Source organism: Microbacterium sp., assembly GCF_047606685.1.
Classification (GTDB): Bacteria; Actinomycetota; Actinomycetes; order Actinomycetales; family Microbacteriaceae; genus Microbacterium.
Genome location: NZ_JASGEC010000074.1, coordinates 19,966 through 38,181, shown reverse-complemented (window position 1 = coordinate 38,181; position 18,216 = coordinate 19,966). Strand labels below are relative to the sequence as shown.

General features: G+C 68.0%; 18 protein-coding genes. 7 read left to right on the top strand and 11 right to left on the bottom strand.

The features are described from left to right. Window positions 1–105: 105 nt before the first annotated feature. Window positions 106–3,048 carry an aminotransferase gene (locus QM611_RS09145; RefSeq protein WP_415079604.1) on the top strand — a complete coding sequence of 981 codons (2,943 nt, stop codon included), beginning with the start codon at window positions 106–108 and terminating at the stop codon, window positions 3,046–3,048. Window positions 3,049–3,178: 130 nt separating this feature from the next. Here the strand turns inward: QM611_RS09145 and QM611_RS09140 are convergent, their stop codons facing one another. Next, window positions 3,179–3,598, bottom strand: a complete 420-nt coding sequence (locus tag QM611_RS09140) for a winged helix-turn-helix transcriptional regulator (RefSeq protein ID WP_415079603.1) — start codon at window positions 3,596–3,598, stop codon at window positions 3,179–3,181. A gap of 173 nt (window positions 3,599–3,771) precedes the next feature. Between QM611_RS09140 and QM611_RS09135 the strand changes: the two genes are divergently transcribed. After that, entirely contained in the window at window positions 3,772–4,395 is a 624-nt protein-coding gene (locus QM611_RS09135) for a TetR/AcrR family transcriptional regulator (RefSeq protein WP_415079602.1), read from the top strand. Between the two features lie 25 nt (window positions 4,396–4,420). On the opposite strand, the gene QM611_RS09130 is transcribed toward QM611_RS09135, so the two are convergent. The 5 genes from QM611_RS09130 to QM611_RS09110 all read right to left on the bottom strand — a co-directional run bounded on the left by QM611_RS09130 (window position 4,421) and on the right by QM611_RS09110 (window position 7,999). Continuing rightward, the gene (locus tag QM611_RS09130; protein ID WP_415079601.1) at window positions 4,421–4,669 is read right to left on the bottom strand and encodes a cupin domain-containing protein; all 249 of its coding nucleotides are present in this window, start codon (window positions 4,667–4,669) and stop codon (window positions 4,421–4,423) included. 168 nt (window positions 4,670–4,837) lie between these two features. Beyond that, a complete protein-coding gene (locus QM611_RS09125; RefSeq protein WP_415079600.1) occupies window positions 4,838–5,170 on the bottom strand; it encodes a hypothetical protein in 333 nt (110 codons plus the stop codon). Then, window positions 5,167–6,099 (bottom strand): amino acid ABC transporter permease, encoded by a 933-nt coding sequence (locus tag QM611_RS09120; protein WP_415079599.1) that lies wholly within the window; start codon window positions 6,097–6,099, stop codon window positions 5,167–5,169. The genes QM611_RS09125 and QM611_RS09120 overlap by 4 nt, the downstream gene beginning before the upstream one ends. A gap of 25 nt (window positions 6,100–6,124) precedes the next feature. Beyond that, window positions 6,125–7,063, bottom strand: coding sequence for a transporter substrate-binding domain-containing protein (locus tag QM611_RS09115; RefSeq protein ID WP_415079598.1), 939 nt, complete (start codon window positions 7,061–7,063; stop codon window positions 6,125–6,127). A gap of 183 nt (window positions 7,064–7,246) precedes the next feature. After that, on the bottom strand, window positions 7,247–7,999 hold the full coding sequence (locus QM611_RS09110) for an amino acid ABC transporter ATP-binding protein (protein WP_415079597.1): 753 nt from the start codon (window positions 7,997–7,999) through the stop codon (window positions 7,247–7,249). 194 nt (window positions 8,000–8,193) lie between these two features. On the opposite strand from QM611_RS09110, the gene QM611_RS09105 reads away from it, so the two are divergent. Then, on the top strand, window positions 8,194–8,694 hold the full coding sequence (locus QM611_RS09105) for a MerR family transcriptional regulator (RefSeq protein ID WP_415079596.1): 501 nt from the start codon (window positions 8,194–8,196) through the stop codon (window positions 8,692–8,694). A gap of 236 nt (window positions 8,695–8,930) precedes the next feature. On the opposite strand, the gene nrdF is transcribed toward QM611_RS09105, so the two are convergent. From nrdF to nrdH, 4 genes are read right to left on the bottom strand one after another with little or no spacing between them, the layout of a single operon-like run. Further along, the gene (gene nrdF / locus QM611_RS09100; RefSeq protein ID WP_415079595.1) at window positions 8,931–9,905 is read right to left on the bottom strand and encodes a class 1b ribonucleoside-diphosphate reductase subunit beta; all 975 of its coding nucleotides are present in this window, start codon (window positions 9,903–9,905) and stop codon (window positions 8,931–8,933) included. A 19-nt stretch (window positions 9,906–9,924) separates the two neighbouring features. Further along, window positions 9,925–12,087: a class 1b ribonucleoside-diphosphate reductase subunit alpha gene (gene nrdE, locus QM611_RS09095; protein WP_415079594.1), complete on the bottom strand. Its 2,163-nt coding sequence runs from the start codon at window positions 12,085–12,087 to the stop codon at window positions 9,925–9,927. Further along, window positions 12,069–12,515 (bottom strand): class Ib ribonucleoside-diphosphate reductase assembly flavoprotein NrdI, encoded by a 447-nt coding sequence (nrdI, locus tag QM611_RS09090; protein WP_415079593.1) that lies wholly within the window; start codon window positions 12,513–12,515, stop codon window positions 12,069–12,071. The genes nrdE and nrdI overlap by 19 nt, the downstream gene beginning before the upstream one ends. 33 nt (window positions 12,516–12,548) lie before the next feature. Beyond that, window positions 12,549–12,782, bottom strand: coding sequence for a glutaredoxin-like protein NrdH (gene nrdH / locus QM611_RS09085; protein WP_415079592.1), 234 nt, complete (start codon window positions 12,780–12,782; stop codon window positions 12,549–12,551). A gap of 359 nt (window positions 12,783–13,141) precedes the next feature. On the opposite strand from nrdH, the gene QM611_RS09080 reads away from it, so the two are divergent. After that, a complete protein-coding gene (locus QM611_RS09080; RefSeq protein WP_415079591.1) occupies window positions 13,142–14,359 on the top strand; it encodes an MFS transporter in 1,218 nt (405 codons plus the stop codon). A 15-nt stretch (window positions 14,360–14,374) separates the two neighbouring features. On the opposite strand, the gene QM611_RS09075 is transcribed toward QM611_RS09080, so the two are convergent. Then, window positions 14,375–14,779 carry a pilus assembly protein CpaE gene (locus QM611_RS09075; RefSeq protein ID WP_415079590.1) on the bottom strand — a complete coding sequence of 135 codons (405 nt, stop codon included), beginning with the start codon at window positions 14,777–14,779 and terminating at the stop codon, window positions 14,375–14,377. A 39-nt stretch (window positions 14,780–14,818) separates the two neighbouring features. Here QM611_RS09075 and QM611_RS09070 point away from each other — a divergent pair, with 39 nt between their 5' ends. The 3 genes from QM611_RS09070 to QM611_RS09060 all read left to right on the top strand — a co-directional run bounded on the left by QM611_RS09070 (window position 14,819) and on the right by QM611_RS09060 (window position 18,194). Next, window positions 14,819–15,577, top strand: coding sequence for an alpha/beta fold hydrolase (locus QM611_RS09070; RefSeq protein WP_415079589.1), 759 nt, complete (start codon window positions 14,819–14,821; stop codon window positions 15,575–15,577). Window positions 15,578–15,732: 155 nt separating this feature from the next. Further along, a complete protein-coding gene (locus QM611_RS09065; RefSeq protein ID WP_415079588.1) occupies window positions 15,733–16,893 on the top strand; it encodes an acyl-CoA dehydrogenase family protein in 1,161 nt (386 codons plus the stop codon). Window positions 16,894–16,922: 29 nt separating this feature from the next. Beyond that, the gene (locus QM611_RS09060) at window positions 16,923–18,194 is read left to right on the top strand and encodes a DUF445 domain-containing protein (protein ID WP_415079587.1); all 1,272 of its coding nucleotides are present in this window, start codon (window positions 16,923–16,925) and stop codon (window positions 18,192–18,194) included. Window positions 18,195–18,216 lie beyond the last annotated feature (22 nt).

Sequence of the window (18,216 nt, the reverse complement as noted above, 5' to 3'; positions counted from 1 at the left end):
GCCCGAGCCCACCCTCTAGATTCCGTACATAAGCGGCCGGGTCGGCAGGAAGGGGTGGGGTGGGCGCTGCGGCAGCACGGCCCACGACCTGGGAGAATCTCGTTCGTGACAGAGCCCCAGCTGGTGCAGCCTGCGCCGCCCGAGATCTCCGAGTTCGACGCGACAGCGATCGCGCGCGACGTGTTCGGCGTGGACGGCAGGGCGCGCTCTCTCGGCAGCAATCAGGACCGCAACTTCGTGATCGAGACGGATGCCGCGCCGCGCCTGCTCAAGCTCGCCAACCCGGCGACGACGGCGGCAGAACTGGAGGCACAGTCCCGCGCCGCAGCCCTGATCGCCGACGCCGGCGTGCGCGCGCCGCGCGCGCACAGGTTCAGTGACGGCTCGACGGTGCGCGCCGTCGAGGTGGGCGGCGTGGCGCTCGGCGCGCGGCTGCTCGACTTCCTCGATGGCAGCACGCTGTCAGGGAGCCACTACCTCTCCCCCGCGGCGATCGACGCGATCGGACAGCTGGCGGCATCCGTCGACCGCTCGCTCGCCGGCCTGTCCGCCCCGGGAGCCGACCGAGCGACGCAGTGGGATCTGCGGCACGCGCCCGACGTGCTGGCGGCGCTGCTTCCGTCCGTGGCCGACGCGACACTGCGCGCCCGCCTGCGGGACACGGCAGATGCCGCGTGGGAGGCGGTCGCAGCGGTTGCAGACACGCTGCCGGTGCAGCCGATCCACGGCGACCTCACCGACGACAACGTCGTCGCCGGCGCCGACGGGCTGCCCGACGGCGTCATCGACCTGGGCGATCTCGTCCGCACGTGGCGAGCGAGCGAGCCGGCGATCACGCTGTCGTCGCTGCTGCACCACGACGGGGTTGGGCTCGTCGACGCCGTGCGCGCCGTGTCGGCCTACCACTCGGCGCTGCCGCTCGAGGCCGCCGAGCTCGACGCCCTGTGGCCGCTCGTCGTCGTGCGTGCCGCCGTGCTGGTCGCGAGCGGCCACCACGTGCTGCGCACCGACCCGGGCAACGCCTATGCGGCCGACAACCTCGCGCACGAGGAGCGAATCCTCGACGCCGCGACGTCGGTGCCGCTCGCGGTGGGCACGGCGCTCGTGCGGCGCGCGGTCGGGGCCGATGCCGCTGGGCTCGCGCTGCCCCGACACGGAGCGCTGCTGGCGGGCGTCGACGCGGCGGAGGTCGCGGTGCTCGACCTTTCCGCGGCGAGCCCGCTGCTGCACGAGGGCCGGTGGCTCGTCGACGGCGTGGAGACGACCCTTGCCGCCGAGGCCCTCGACGCCGGCGCGCGAGTCGTCGCGACGCGGTTCGCCGAGCCGCGGCTTACCCGCTCGCGCCCGTCGCAGCACGAGCCGGCGAACGTGGTGCTGGGCGTGGAGCTCACCGCCCGCACGCCCGTGGAACTCGTCGCCCCGTGGAGCGGCCGCGTGCGGCACTCCGCGACTGGCGTCACCGTGACGACGGAGGCGGGTCTCCGCCTGAGCGTCTGCACAACTCCGTCGATCGGCGGGCTCGAAGGCGCTTCCGGCCCGGAACCCGGCCTCATCACTGTCAAGAGAAGGAGTTCTGCAGACGTGGTGGCCGGTGACCCCGTCGGTCGATTCAGCGGCGCGGTGCGGATCACCGTCGACGCCGGAGCCGACCTGCCGGAGGCCGTGACCGCATCGCTCGCGCCGGCGTGGCGCGCTGTGGCGGCCGACCCGACGCCGCTGCTGTTCGGCGGCACGACCTCCCTGGCGACCACCCGGCCCCTGAGCCTGTCGAAGGGCGACCTGCTGGCACGCCGCACCGCTCACTTCGCTGCCGTCCAAGAGCACTACTTCGCCGACCCGCCCGTGATCGTGCGCGGGTGGCGCGAGCACCTCCTCGACGCCGACGCGCGCGTCTACCTCGACACCCTCAACAACGTCACCTCGATCGGTCACGGACACCCGCGCCTGGCCGCGGCGGTCGCCGAGCAGTGGCGGCTGCTCAACACCAACTCGCGCTTCCTCTACCCTGCGGTCGTGGAGTTCTCCGAGCGCCTCGCGGAGCTGCTTCCCGACGGCCTCGACCACGTCTTCCTCGTCAACAGCGGCTCCGAGGCCGTCGACCTCGCGCTGCGGCTGGCCCGCGCGCACACGGCGCGCCGCGACATCCTGGCTGTCCGCGAGGCCTACCACGGCTGGACCGACCTGACCGACGCGGTGTCCACGTCGGTCGCCGACAACCCCAACGCGCTGGCGACGCGGCCGGAGTGGGTGCACACGGTCGACGCGCCGAACAGCTTCCGCGGCCGGCACCGCGACGACCCCGCGCGGTACGCGCGCGACGCCGTGGCCGAGGTCGAGCGCCTCGCGGCCGCCGGCACACCGGTCGGGGCGTTCCTCGCCGAGACCCTGTACGGCAACGCCGGAGGCATCGCACTGCCGGACGGCTACCTCGACGCGGTGTACACGGCAGTGCGGGCGCACGGCGGGGTCGCCGTCGCCGACGAGGTGCAGGTGGGGTACGGGCGGCTCGGCGAGTGGTTCTGGGGCTTCGAGCAGCAGGGCGTCGTGCCCGACATCGTCGCCGTCGCCAAGGCCATGGGCAATGGGCATCCGCTCGGCGCCGTCGTCACGACGCGCGAGATCGCCGAGAGCTACCGCAACGAGGGCTACTTCTTCTCGTCGGCGGGCGGCAGCCCGGTGTCGTCGGTCGTGGGACTCACGGTGCTCGACGTGATCCGCGACGAGCAGCTGCAGCGCAACGCGCGCGAGACGGGCGCGTACCTCAAGGGGCGCCTGCTCGAGCTGGGCGAGCGGCATCCCCTCCTCGGCGCCGTGCACGGGCACGGCTTCTACCTCGGCCCCGAGCTCGTGCGAGACGGCGACCCGTCGAGGCCGGCGACCGAGGCGACAGCGGCGATCTGCGAGCGGATGCGGCGGCTCGGCGTCATGGTCCAGCCCACGGGCGACCACCAGAACGTGCTGAAGATCAAGCCGCCGATGTGTTTCACACGCGACAGCGCCGACGCCTTCGTCGACGCGCTGGACCGCGTGCTCACGACCGGCTGGTGAGCCGTCGCGAAGCGGTGCCCCTCGTCGCTGAGACTCCATAGGGCGGCCGAGACCGTGGCCGGCCCCCGCACTCTCGGCGATCAGGTGGAGTCTCAGCGTCGGCGACCGGGGCGACGAGGGGATGAGCGGCTCACGCCGGCGGCTCGAACGGCTCCTCGTGCAGCCCTTCGAGCGCGCTGGTCAACACCGGCGCGCCAGCCGCGAACGACGCGTCGAGCTCGGCGAGCAGCGCGTCGGCTTCAGCGAGCGCCTGCGCGCCCTTCTCGGTGACCCGCAGATCCGACGCCGCGCCGGCGTGCGCGGTGCCGTCGGAGGCGAACCCGTCGTCGACGAGCGAGCGCATCGCCGTGTGCGCGGTCTGCACCGTGATCTGCGAGCGGCGGGCGAGCTCTGAGAACGAGATGCCGGGCGTCGCCTGCAGGTGGGCGAGCAGGCCGTACTTGCGCGTCGTCAGCCCGATGTCCTTCAGCGCGCCGCCGAGACGGGCGTCCCACACCGCCGACACCGTCAGCAGGGCGACGACGGGGCTGAAGGGCGGACGCTCGGACACGAACCCATGCTAGTGACGGCCCTCCGTCGCGCGTGTTTCATGCAGCTGACCTGCCGCATAAACCCGCTGGGCGCGATTCTGGGCCTCTCGTTCCGTGCCGAGCCCGCGCCCCGCCCTCTTGTGCTTGACTGAAGTCCTCACTCATTGGCCGTAGACCGTAAGGTGTCCACTCCTTGTCGAACAAGCCGCTGGGACTGCGCGAACGAAATCGCATACGTACCCGAGACGACATTCTCCATGCCATGTCGACATTGCTGGGCGAGAGCGCATACGAGAACATCTCGATCGACGACATCGCGAAGCGGGCGGGTGTCTCGCGGGGGACGATCTACACCTACTTCCCCGACGGACGCGATCAGCTCGTGCGAGACGCATACCTGCAGATCTCGACGGCCGTCTCGAACGACGGCACGGCGCGGCGCGAACGATGCACGGGCTTCACGGATCGCATAGTCGCCGTCGCCACTGCTTTTGCGACCGTGGCCGCCACGCCCGAGGGCCGCTTTTACGGGGCCATGGGCGCGGGAACAATCGGCCCGCTCAATGGGGTGACGGGCACTGCCTCCTCGCTGTTTCTTCGGCACATCACGGCGGATGTCAAGCAAGCCAAGGCCGACGGCCTGCTCGACTCCCCTGCCGACACCGAGGATTTGGCTCTTCTTCTCTCGGGCTCGCTTCGCGAGATTGGCCTGGCCGTGTCGCGCGATCCCAGTCGCGCCGAAAGCCTGTTAAGCGCGCTCCGCATCAGCTGCGATCGGATGCTCCGCCAAGACAAAGAGCACGTCGAGCAGTCCTGAGATCCACCCGTGCGTCGTCGAGTCGTCAGACGCGCTCGTCGCCGTGAAGCAGAATCGTGTAGAACGTCTTGGTGCCGGCGACCGCCGTGTGCACGGCCGGTGTGCCGTTCTTGACGATGATCGAGCCGCCCTTGCCGATCGTCACCCGCCCGTCGGGAGTGGTGATCGTGGTCTCCCCCTCCAGCACGATGATGACCTCGTCGTGGTTGTGCACTTCTCGGATCTCGGCGCCGTCCTCGATCCACTTCACGAATCCGCCGCCGAGGGAAGTCATGCGACCGTCTGTGATGGAGGTGGTGGACACGATTCCCGGGAACTCTGTGGGCTGGTACTGCGCCTCAGACTCTCGAAAGAGCTGGTGGAAAGGCTTGCTCATGATGTTGGCTTTCGTTCGTCGCAGCAGCGGTGGTCGACCCAGCGGCTGCGTGGCTGACAGGTGTGCTCAGATCTCCGAGTCGAGCGCCAGCACATAGCTGGTCTTGGTTCCCGGTTCCGAGTAGTGCACGGCGTTGGTGCCGCCGCGGACGACGATGACGTCGCCGGGGTAGGCGATGAATGCGCCATCCTGGGTTTCGGTGTGCTGAGCGCCCTCGAGCACGACGATCACCTCGTCGTGCTTGTGCGCGGAGTGCATCGTCTGCTCCTCGGTCCACTTCACGAAACCACCGCCGAGGCGGGTCATACCGCCGTTGGAGTACTCCTTCGCGACCCAGATGCCGGACAAATACTCGTGGTAGTCGGCCGCGCTCTCGGAGTGCACCTGATGAAATGTCATTTCTCTTCGTTCCTTGGTTGTGGGGACACGATGTCGGTCAGAGGCGCCTCGAGATCCACCGCAGGGCGGCGCCTCTTGCCGCGGCGGTCTTTCGGGTCTCCCCTTCCGCTCACGCTGAGCGCGAGTCGGGCTTCGAGCCGCTGCTGCAGGAATGTGCAGATACTGGTCATGACCAAGTACCAGAAGCTTGCGACGATGAGCAGTTCGATCACCTGATAGTTCCTGCCATAGATGATCTGCGTCTGGGTGAGGAGCTCTTGCGCGGCGATCACCGAGACGAGCGACGTCTCCTTGAGCATTCCGATGAGGTGATTGCCGGTCGCCGGGACGATCACGCGGAAAGCCTGCGGCAGCACCACCTTGAACATCGTGTTCAGCCGCGACATGCCCAGCGCGGTTGCGGCCTCGGATTGGCCCGCGTCAACGGAGAGGATGCCTCCGCGGATAATCTCCGCCATGATCGCGCCCGAGTTCAGCGTCAGCGCGATCGAGGCTGCGACGAAGCTCGTCATGACGACGTTGGTCGACACGCTGAACGTCCCCCAGCCAATACGAGGCAGGAACAGTGCGAGGTTGTACCAGAAAATGATCTGGACGAGGAACGGAGTGCCGCGAAATACCCACAGGTAGACCCAACTCACCGTCCGCAGCACCGTGCTCTGCGAGAGCCTCATCAGCGCGGCGATGACGCCGAAAATGGCGCCGCCGATCATCGAGATCACCGTGAGGACGATCGTGACCCCGATGCCCGCGATGATGGTGCGGAAGGTGAGGTACTCCCAGACGGTTTCCCAGTTGATGTTCGGGGTGAACACGAACAGAGAGACCACCCACAGGGCCGCCGCTGCCACGAACACGCCCGCGACCTTGCGTCCCCAATGCCGCTGTGGAATCGCGACGATATCGTTCGATGCGACCATTTCGCGCATCCGCTCCTCGTCCTGCCGTTCGGTGCTACTCGTTGAGCTGCGCGTTCAGCACGGCGCGCTCGACCGCGGCATCGCCCACGCCCCACTTGTCGAGAATCTCCTGGTAGCTGCCGTCCTCGATCATCTGGTTCATGCCTGCTTCGATCGCCTCGCCCATCTCGGGCACGGCCTTCGACGAACCGTATCCGAGAGGGTTCGACTGCACGATCACATCGAGCAGTTCCAAGCCGTCGAAGGAAGGCAGCTCGTTCTCGTCGAGGTACGTGAATGTCGCGTACCCACCGATCAGCGCATCGGCTCGACCCGACGTGACCGCGAGCGTCTGCGCGGTGGCCGTCGGGAAGGGCAGCACCTCAAGCGGCTTGTCCGCCGGGCACTCCGCCGCCAGCTCCTCCAGCAAGTGCTGTTCGTTGGTGCCAGAGATCGTGGCGGCGACCAGTCCACACAGGTCCTCCCATTCCTGGACGCCCTTGGGGTTTCCCTCAGCGACCACGATGCCCGTGTCCGAGTTGATGACGTACACCTGGTCAATCTGCTCCTGGCGCTCCGCGCTCGCGGTCATGCCGTTGACCACCACGTCGAACTTCCCGGCCTTCAGCGCCGGAATGATGCCGTCGAAGGGCATCTCGAGTCGCTCGACCTCAACGCCGAAGACCTCCTTGAACAGGTGGTCGGACATGTCCACGTCGATTCCCTGCCACTGCTCGGGGTCTTCCTCGGGGTGGAACACCCAGGGCGGACCGAACGAAGCATCGGAGGCGATGACCACCTTGCCCGAGTCTTTGACGGACTGCGGCAGCATGTCGAAAAGCTCACTCTTCGACGACTCGTCCGAGGCCGATTCGCTGGTGTCGTCGGCTGAAGTCTGGCTGCATCCGGCGAGCAGCGCGACGGCGGCAAGAGCCGCCCCGGCAACTGTGAGGCTACGGCGAACGCCGCGCTGCGAGGGTGATACAGAAGCCATTGTGAGAAACCTCTCCGTTGCGTGGTTGGCGGAGGAAGGGTGGATCCCGACCGCTCACACCGTATGCGATTTTTGAACTCCGAGTCAAGAATTTGGTACGGAGATATGTATCTTGAAATGCGAATTTAATTGCCTCGAAACGGGCGGGCCCACAGCCCGGCCGCACAGGAACGGGAACCGCGCTCAGATCACCTTCGAGAGGAACGCCCTCGTGCGCTGGTGCTGCGGGCGCGCCATCACCTCACGAGGATCGCCCTCCTCGACGACCTTGCCGCCATCCATGAAGACGAGGTGGTCGGCGACCTCTCGAGCGAACCCGATCTCGTGCGTGACGACCACCATGGTCATCCCCGATCGGGCGAGGTCCTTCATGACATCGAGCACATCGCCGACCAACTCAGGGTCGAGAGCAGAAGTGGGCTCGTCGAACAGCATGAGGTCGGGATCCATCGCCAGCGCGCGGGCAATGGCGACACGCTGCTGCTGCCCTCCCGAGAGTTGCGAAGGATAGTGATCGACGTGATCGCCGAGGCCGACCCGGTCCAGCAGCTCCTCGGCGCGTTCACGCGCCTCGGCCTTGCTCCGCTTCCTCACCTGGGTCTGCCCAAGCATGACATTCTCGGCCGAAGTAAGGTGACTGAAGAGGTTGAACCGCTGGAACACCATCCCGATATGCGACCGCTGGATCCGCAACTCGCGGTCCGCGAGCTCATAGAGCTTGCCCCGCGCCTCGCGATAGCCGACGAGTTCCCCGTTGACGCTCAACCGCCCTCCGCTGATCTCCTCCAGATGGTTGATGCACCGCAAGAAGGTGGTCTTCCCCGAGCCTGAGGGACCGATGATGCAGGTCACGGACGCCTTGGCGACCTCGAGGTCGACCCCATCGAGAACGGTGACGGATCCAAACTTCTTGCGGACCCCCTCGGCCTTGACCATCGGCACTGCCAGCGCTTCCCTGACAGCCGTGGTCGACTCGAATTCCTCGTGGCTCACGTCCTCGCCCTCATCGTCCTCGCGATCTGCGTGCGGTCCCTGAACGGGGAACCTGCACGCAACAGTAGGGCGCGATTCACAAGTGGTCAAATATTTTCTAAATTCCGCATATATTTCATAAACTCAACGTATAGTTTGTGACCTCAGGATGGGATGCCGCAGAGGCATCGACGCGCCACGAGCACGCGAAAGTCCACCACGCAGACAGCATGCTCGCCACCGAGCGGATCATGGCCGACCCGGAGCGGATGCTGCGCCACGACGACCGCATCGGGCTCGTGTCGCCCGCCGGCCGCACGGCGAGCGGGTACCGGAGCTACTCGGAGGAGGACATGCGCCGCCTCTTCCACGTCGAGGCGTTGCGCTCGGTGGGGCTCGGCCTGCGCGAGATCGCGGACGCGCTCGCCGACCCGTCGTTCAGCCCGGCCGCGGTCGTCGACCGACTGATCGCCCGCACGCGGGAGCGCCTCGAGCAGGACGCGGCGCTGCTGCGCGACCTCGACCGTGTGCGGGCCGGTCGGAACCTACCGCGTGTGGCGATCCGATGGGCAGCCTGCGGAGTTTGCTGGGTACGACTCGGGTACCGACGCAGCTGCGGGGCTGATGACCCTCCCGGAAGACGCGACCGTCATAAATGACCCGACAATCGGGGGTTGGTACAGTCTCGACTCCGGGCAACTAACGGCCCTGAACGCCCTTGCGCAAAAGGAGGTTCCCTTCCCGGAGCCTCTGGAGAACGTCGCGCCGATAATCGCCGCAGGTGTCGTCGGCATCGTGTGCTTTACGCGTCGACACCGGGCCTCCGAGAGCCCGCGAGCCGACGTCCACTAGCAGGCCCGGAGATCGACGACGATCATCGGTCGGCGCGGGAACGCTAGAAGTCCCAGTCCTCGTCTTCCGTGGCGACGGCCTTGCCGATGACGTACGACGAGCCCGACCCCGAGAAGAAGTCATGGTTCTCGTCGGCGTTCGGCGACAGCGCCGACAGGATCGCCGGGTTCACGTTCGTCACCGAGTCGGGGAACATCGCCTCGTAGCCGAGGTTCATGAGCGCCTTGTTCGCGTTGTAGTGCAAGAACTTCTTGACGTCTTCGGTGAGGCCGACCGAGTCGTACAGGTCTTGCGTGTACTGCACCTCGTTGTCGTACAGCTCGTACAGCAGCGAGAACGTGTAGTCCTTGAGGTCTTGGCGCCCCGCCTCGTCGACCCGCTCGAGCCCCTTCTGGAACTTGTAGCCGATGTAGTAGCCGTGCACGGCCTCGTCGCGGATGATGAGGCGGATGAGGTCGGCCGTGTTGGTGAGCTTCGCGCGCGACGACCAGTGCATCGGCAGGTAGAAGCCCGAGTAGAACAGGAACGACTCGAGCAGCGTCGAGGCGATCTTGCGCTTGAGCGGCTCGTCGCCGCGGTAGTACTCCATGACGATCTGCGCCTTGCGCTGCAGGTTCGGGTTCTCCACCGACCAGCGGAACGCCTCGTCGATCTCGCGCGTCGAGCACAGCGTCGAGAAGATCGACGAGTAGCTCTTCGCGTGCACCGACTCCATGAACGCGATGTTGGTGTACACCGCCTCCTCGTGCGGAGTGATCGCGTCGGGGATGAGCGAGACCGCGCCCACCGTGCCCTGGATCGTGTCGAGCAGGGTGAGACCCGTGAACACGCGCATCGTGAGCTGCTGCTCCTCCGGCGTCAGCGTGTTCCACGACTGGATGTCGTTCGACAGCGGCACCTTCTCGGGCAGCCAGAAGTTGTTCACGAGGCGGTTCCACACCTCGAGGTCCTTGTCGTCCTGGATGCGGTTCCAGTTGATCGCCTGGACGTGGTCCAGCAATTGCAGCTTCTCGCTCATGGCTTTCTCTTCTCCGTGGTCACAACTGGCACGAGACGCAGCCAGCCAGCTCGGTCCCCTCGAGGGCCATCTGCCGCAGGCGGATGTAGTAGATCGTCTTGATCCCCTTGCGCCACGCGTAGATCTGCGCCTTGTTGATGTCGCGGGTCGTCGCCGTGTCTTTGAAGAACAGCGTCAGCGACAGGCCCTGGTCGACGTGCTGCGTGGCGGCGGCGTACGTGTCGATGACCTTCTCGTAGCCGATCTCGTACGCGTCCTCGTAGTACTCGAGGTTCTCGTTCGACATGAACGGCGCGGGGTAGTACACGCGGCCGAGCTTGCCCTCCTTGCGGATCTCGATCTTCGACGCGATCGGGTGGATCGAGCTCGTCGAGTTGTTGATGTACGAGATCGACCCGGTCGGCGGCACCGCCTGCAGGTTCTGGTTGTAGATGCCGTGCTCCTGGATCGACGCCTTCAGCGCGCGCCAGTCGTCTTGCGTCGGGATCGGGATGCCGGCGAACAGCTCCTTGACCTTCTCGGTCTGCGGCTGCCACGCGGCATCCGTGTACTTGTCGAAGAACTCGCCGCTGGCGTACGTCGACTCCCAGAACCCGTCGAAGGTTTGGCCGCGCTCGATCGCGATGCGGTTCGACGCGCGCAGAGCGTGGAACAACACGGTGTAGAAGTAGATGTTCGTGAAGTCCAGGCCCTCTTCCGACCCGTAGCGGATGTGCTCGCGGGCAAGGTACCCGTGCAGGTTCATCTGGCCGAGGCCGATCGCGTGCGACCGGTCATTGCCGTCTTCGATCGAGCGCACCGACGAGATGTGGCTCTGGTCGCTCACGGCGGTGAGGGCGCGGATGCTGGTCTCCACCGTCTGGCCGAGGTCTCCGCCGTCCATCGCGAGCGCGATGTTCATCGAGCCCAGGTTGCACGAGATGTCCTTGCCGATCTGGTCGTACGAGAGGTCCTCGTTGTAGGTGGTCGGCGTGTTCACCTGCAGGATCTCCGAGCACAGGTTCGACATGTTGATGCGGCCCTTGATCGGGTTGGCGCGGTTGACCGTGTCTTCGAACATGATGTACGGGTAGCCCGACTCGAACTGGATCTCGGCGAGGGTCTGGAAGAACTCGCGCGCGTTGATCTTCGACTTCTTGATGCGCGCGTCGTCGACCATCTCGTGGTACTTCTCGGTCACCGAGATGTCGCCGAACGGCACGCCGTACACGCGCTCCACGTCGTACGGCGAGAACAGGTACATGTCTTCGTCGTTCTTGGCCAGCTCGAACGTGACATCGGGGATGACCACGCCCAGCGACAGCGTCTTGATGCGGATCTTCTCGTCGGCGTTCTCGCGCTTGGTGTCGAGGAAGCGCAGGATGTCGGGGTGGTGCGCGTTGAGGTAGACCGCGCCCGCGCCCTGGCGCGCGCCCAGCTGGTTCGCGTACGAGAACGAGTCCTCCAGCAGCTTCATGACGGGGATGATGCCACTGGACTGGTTCTCGATCTGCTTGATCGGCGCGCCCGACTCGCGGATGTTCGACAGCAGCAGCGCCACGCCGCCGCCGCGCTTGCTCAGCTGCAGCGCCGAGTTGATGCCGCGGGCGATCGACTCCATGTTGTCTTCGATGCGCAGCAGGAAGCACGAGACCAGCTCGCCGCGCTGCGCCTTGCCGGTGTTCAGGAACGTCGGGGTCGCCGGCTGGAAGCGGCCGGAGATGACCTCGTCGACGAGCGCGGTCGCCAGCTGCTGGTCGCCGTCGGCCAGGCCCAGCGCGGTCATCACCACGCGGTCCTCGAAGCGCTCGAGGTAGCGCTTGCCGTCGAACGTCTTCAGCGTGTAGCTCGTGTAGTACTTGAATGCCCCGAGGAAGGTCTCGAACCGGAACTTCGCCGCGTACGCGCGGTCGGTGAGCTCCTGCACGAACGAGAACGGGTACTTGGCCAGCACCTCCGGCTCGTAGTACTCCTTCTCGACCAGGTAGTCGAGGCGCTCCTTGAGCGAGTGGAAGAACACCGTGTTCTGGTTGACGTGCTGCAGGAAGTACTCGCGCGCCGCCCGCCGGTCGGCGTCGAACTGGATGTTGCCGTCCGCGTCGTACAGATTCAGCATCGCGTTGAGGGAGTGGTAGTCCATCCCCTCGAACGCAGGGTTCTGCTTGAAGTCGGATGCGGTCTGGGTCACTGCTGCTTCCACCATCGTTCCAATCCGGCGCTCACGCGCTCGACGTCTTCCGACGTGCCGAAAAGCTCCAGCCGGTACAGGTGCGGCACGTGGCACTTGCGGCTGATGATGTCGCCGGCGAGGCAATACGCCTCGCCGAAGTTCGTGTTTCCCGCGGAGATGACTCCGCGGATCAGGCTGCGGTTGCGCTCATCGTTGAGGAACCGGATGACCTGCCGGGGAACGGCGCCCTTCTCCTCGCTCCGCCCCTGGCCGCCGCCGTAGGTCGGTGTGACGAGGACGAAGGGCTCGTCCACCACGAGGGGCTCGCCCCCGCCGTGCTCGGGAGAGTGGAGCGGGATGCGGCGCGCCGGCATCCCGAGCTTCTCCATGAAGCGGGCCGTGTTGCCCGAGACGCTCGAGAAGTAGACGAGGAGCGGCGCCTGCGTTGCAACTGCGCTCATCGTCCACCTCCGGTCCCTGAGCTTGTCGAAGGGCTAGGCCAGCCGCCCGGCCAGCTCGTCGATCTTGTCGGGGCGGAAGCCCGACCAGTGGTCCTCGTCGGTGATCACGACGGGCGCCTGCAGGTAGCCGAGCGCCTTTACGTGCTCGAGCGCCGCCGGGTCCTCGGAGAGGTCGTGGATCTCGTAATCAATGCCCTTCGAGTCCAGCGCGCGGTACGTCGCGTTGCACTGGACACAGGACGGCTTGGTGTAGACAGTGATCGTCATTTCGACCCGTCTCTCCCCTCAACTTCGAGTTCTGACCGGCAGGCCCCCCGCCGGGATAGCAATACTACATATGGGGCGACGCTCCGGGGCGCACCACAAGGGGTAGTAGTTACATTGATGTAGTTTTCCACCGCTCTCCTTCGGTACAACACAGGTTGTCCACCGTTTCATCCACAGGCCGGCATCCTGTCGGAAGCCTGGAAAATCCCTGAATCCCGCCGTTTTCGCGACACCCGCCCGAGCTCCTCCACAACTGCGACGCTACGCCGGGGGTCCGACATTCGATTTCCTGTGGAAAGCGCTCCCTCGGCGTGTCGCGGCGTGTCGTCGCCACGACGGCGAGTGGGTAGCGTGGAAGGGTGGCGGCAACGGCGGGATATCGAGATCTGCTGCGCACTCCGGGCGTCGGGCGCATCATCGCCGCGCAGCTGACGGCACGCTTCCCGAACGGGATGACGAGCCTGGCCGTCCTCCTCCACGTGCAGCAACTGACCGGCTCGTACGGCGCGGCAGGGCTCGTGCTGGCCGCGGCATCCATCGGACAGGCCGTGTCAGGACCGGTCACCAGCCGCTGGATGGGCCGGTGGGGGATGCGGCGCGTGCTCGCCCTGACCACAACCGTGTGCGCGGCGGCCCTGCTTGCCCTCACGTTCGCACCGCCATCCCTCCCGCTGCTGATGCTCATCGGCTTCCTCGCCGGCCTGTCCACCCCGCCCGTGCAGTCGGCGGTGCGCACCATCTACCCCAAGCTCGTCAGCGCGAAACAGCTCACTCCCCTGTTCTCGCTCGACGCCTCGCTGCAGGAGATCATCTGGATCCTCGCGCCGGTGGTCATCACGTTCGTCTCGACGCAGGCCAGCACCGTCGCCGGCTTGCTCTTGGTCGTCGCGTTCCTGCTCGGCGGCGGCGCGTGGTTCGTGCTCTCCCCCGAGGTCGGGCGCGTGCGCATCCCGCGCAGCCGGCGCTCGTTCGGCAAGGTGCTCACGCGGCCGCCGGTGCTGCTGGCCACCGTCATCGGGTTCCTGCTCGTCGGCGCGTGCTCCGCGGTCGAGGCCGGCATCGTCGCGACCTTCGGCCATGGCGGGCTCGAGGCCGGCATCGTGCTCGCCGTGTTCTCGGTGGGAAGCCTCGTCGGCGGACTGGGCTCCGGCCGCATCCCGATCGGCGGCTGGGCGATGGCGCGCCGCCTCGCGATTGTGACGGCGGGACTCGCCCTCACGATGTTCTCGCTCAATGTGTGGTGGCTCGGCAGCAGCCTCTTGTTCGCGGGCATCGGCGTCGCGCCGGCGCTGGCGGTGCTGTTCGCCATGACGTCGGCGAGCGTCAAGTTCAGCGACACCGCCGAGGCGTTCGGCTGGGTCGGCACCGGCCAGCTGATCGGCGCGGCGGCGGGGTCGGCGATCGCCGGCTTCCTCATCGACGGCGTCGGCGAAGCCGGCGCGTACGGGGCCGCCACAGCCTTCGCCGGCGTCGGACTCGTCGTGGCGGTCGTGTTCGTGCGCGGGTTCCCCGACCTCCGGCACCGCGATGCGAGCCCCATCCCCGACACGGAGCCGGTCGCCCCGATCGTGTCCTGACCGGCGAGGACCAGTTCACGCGATGCGGCGCAGCAGCTCCAACAAGGCGAGCGCGTAGGCATCCGACGGCTCGGGATGCGGGAACACGAGAGGCTCGTCCCCCACCGAGATCTCCACCTCGTACGTGTCAGGCAGCCGCCGCAGCGCGCGGAACGTGCCGCGCAACAGCTCGCGCAGTTGCTCCTCCGATGGCAGCCACAAGGCGTCGTCCTGCGCGACTGAGTCCAGCGCCCACTCCGTCGTGCCGTTGAAGGCGAGGAGGCTCCCGGTCGGGTACGTGCGCGCTTCGATCGTCATCTCGCTGACGGTGAAGATGTCGGCCTCGAACTCCGGCTCGTCGAGTTGGAACCGGTCGCCCGAGCGTGGATGCCACGTCAGGCCCGCGTCGCGGAGGGCCCTGGCCAGCTCGGTGGAGATCACATCCCCATCTTGCCGTCTCAGCGCGCCTAGGCTGGGACCGTGCCGACTCCCCTGGTCCTCCCCCGCATCGCGTGGGGCTCGCCTTCCGCCTCGCGGCGGGCGCTGCTCGTGCACGGCCTCGGCTCCAACGGGGCGCTCATGTGGCGGTTCGGCGCCGCGCTCGCCGACGCCGGCTGGCATGCTGTCGCCGTCGACCTGCGCGGCCACGGCGTCGCCCCGCGCGCGCTCGACTACACGATCGCGGCGTACGCGGCCGACGTCGCCGCCACCCGGCCCGACGACGGCGGGGCGTGGGATCTCGCCGTCGGGCACTCGCTGGGCGGAGCTGCGGTCGTGGTGGCTTCGGCGGCCGATCCGGAGTGGACGCGCTCGCTCGTGCTCGTGGACCCCGGGCTCTTCTTGACCGACGACGAGCGCGAGTGGGTGCGCGAGGGCCAGGAGGCGTCGTTCGCCGACCCGTCGCACGAGGCGGCGCGGCGCGCGAACCCGCACTGGCACGAGCAGGACGTCGAGCTGAAGGCGACCGCGACGAGCCAAGCGAGCCGGTGGGCGATCGAGCAGACGAGCGCGCAGAACACGGAGTGGGACGTGCGGGCGGATGCTGCCCGCGTCGCCGTGCCGACCCACGTGATCGCGGCCGACCCGGCGGTGTACTCGATCTTCCGCGGCGAGGTGTCCGAGGCCGTGCTCGCCAACCCGCGCTTCTCGATGACGGTGATCGCCGGGGCCGGCCACAGCCCGCATCGCGACAAGCCTGACGCGACGATCGCGGCGCTGCGCGCGGTCCTCCCCCGCTGATCCCCTCCGTTGCCGCGTTTCGCGCCCCGCACCCGCACATCGCGGCAACCGAACGCACGCTGGCCCGGCACGAACGCCTGAGTTGCCGCAAAACGCGGCCCCTGCCCGCACATCGCGGCAACCGAACGCGCGCTGGAAGAGACGAGAATGGAACCGTGACCGGCTTCGACCCCGCAACGACCCTCCCCGACGAGCTCCTCGAGCGGTTCCGCGAGCGCGCGGTCGTCCACGACCGCGAGAACACGTTCCCAGACAACGACCTGGCCGACCTGCAGGCGACGGGCTACCTCGCGATCCTCGTGCCGCGCGAACTGGGCGGCTCGGGGCTCGGGCTGGCCGAGGCATCCCTTCTCCAGCAGCGTCTCGCGACCGCCGCTCCCGCGACGGCGCTCGCCGTGAACATGCACCTCGTGTGGACGGGCGTCGCCAAGGCCCTCGCCGACCGCGGCGTCGACAGCCTGCGGTTCGTGCAGGAGGGTGCGGCCGCGGGCGAGGTCTTCGCATTCGGCATCAGCGAGGCCGGCAATGACCTCGTGCTGTTCGGCAGCGACACGGATGCCGCGCCCCAGCCCGACGGCTCGTATGCCTTCACCGGGACGAAGATCTTCACCTCGCTCGCACCCGTGTGGACGCAACTCGGTCTGCACGGCCTGGACACGACGTCGCCCGACGCGCCGAAGATCGTGTACGCGTTCGTGCCGCGCACCGACGCCGTCGTCACGCGCGACGATTGGGACACGCTCGGCATGCGCGGCACGCAGAGCCGCACGACAGAGCTGCACGGCGCCGTCGCGCCCGCCGACCGGGTCGTGCGCCGCGTCGACCCCGGACCGAACCCCGACCCGATCGTGTTCGGCATCTTCAGCGTCTTCGAGCTGCTCCTCGCGTCGGTCTACACCGGCATCGCCGCTCGCGCGCTCGATCTCGCCGTGTCGGCGGCGCACGGGCGGCGCTCGAAGAAGACCGGCGCGCCGCTCAGCCAAGACCCCGACATCCGATGGCGCGTCGCCGACATGGCGCTCGCGTACGACGCGCTGCCGCCCGAGATCGACGCGCTGTGCCGCGCGGTCGACGATGCCACGCCGCCCGACGGCTTCTGGTTCTCGCGCATGAGCGGTGTCAAGCACCGCGCCGTGACGATGGCCAAGCGCGTCGTCGACGACGCCGTGCTCGTCGCGGGCGGGTCGTCGTACTTCACCCGCTCCGAGCTCGGCCGCCTCTCCCGCGACGTGCTCGCCGGGCTCTTCCACCCGTCCGATCCCGAGTCGGCGCACTCCACGGTGGCCGCCGCGTGGCTCGGCCCGATCGACGAGTAGCCGCTCCCGCTCCGTGCGAGGATGACGGGATGGCGCGCACCCCGACCGCTCTGCTGAGCCCCGCCGACCGCGCGCGCCTGCGCGACCTGCGCGTGATGAAGGGCGTCGCGCTCGGCGCGCTCGGGCTGATGGCCGTCGTGTTCGTCGTCGCGTTCGCGCTGCAGGGGCAGCATCCGTGGCTCGCGTACGTGCGCGCGGCCGCCGAAGGCGGCATGGTGGGGGCGCTCGCGGACTGGTTCGCCGTCACGGCGCTGTTCCGGCATCCGCTGGGCATCCCGATTCCGCACACCGCGATCATCCCGAAGCGCAAGGACGAGATCGGCCGCACGCTGGGCGAGTTCGTCGAGACCGAGTTCCTCTCCGGCCCCGTCGTGCGCCGCAAGCTCGAGTCGATGGATGTCTCCGCGCGCCTGGGCGCGTGGCTCGCTGTTCCCGCGCACGCCACGCGCGTCGTCGAGGAGGGGTCGGCGATGGCCTCCGGCATCCTTCGCGCCCTCAGCGACGACGACGTGCAGGAGGTGCTGGCAGAGCTCGCGCGCGAGCACTTGCTGATGCCCGACTGGGGCCCGCCCGCGGGCGCGTGGCTCGAGCGGGTGGTCGCCGCCGGCTCCCACCACGGTGCCGTCGACCTCGCCGCCGACAGCATCTCGGCGTGGCTGCACGCTAACCACTCCGCGTTCGAGGGGCTCGTGTCCCGGCGCCTCCCGTCGTGGGTGCCGGGCATCGCCCACCGCCTCGTCGACGACACCGTGTACCGCGAGGCGGTGCGGTTCGTGGACGCCGTGCGCGCCGACTCGCGGCATCCCGCCCGCCACGCGCTCGACGGCTATCTCGCGCGCCTCGCCGAGAACCTGCAGCACGACCCGGCGACGATCGGGCGCCTCGAAGACGCGAAGCGCGCGGTGTTCGACAGCCCCCGCGTGCGCGAGCTCGCCGCCGAGGCGTGGGACGCTGCCAAGACCGGACTGCTCGCCTCCCTCGCCGACCCGGACAGCGGCCTGCGACAGCGCGCCCAGGAGGCGCTCGTCGAGGCGGGCGCGCGACTGGAGACGGATGCGGTCTTGCGCCGCCGCGTGAACGGGTGGGTCACCGATGCCGCCGCCTTCCTCGTGGACCGCTACCGGCACGACATCGCGAGCATCATCACCGACACGGTCGAGCGGTGGGACGCCGACGAGACCGCGCAGAAGATCGAGCTTCAGGTCGGCCGCGACCTGCAGTACATCCGTCTCAACGGCACGGTCGTGGGCGCGCTGGCGGGACTCGTGATCTTCACGATCGCGCACGCGGTCATCCGCTGACGCGCCGGCCGGGGCCACCGTT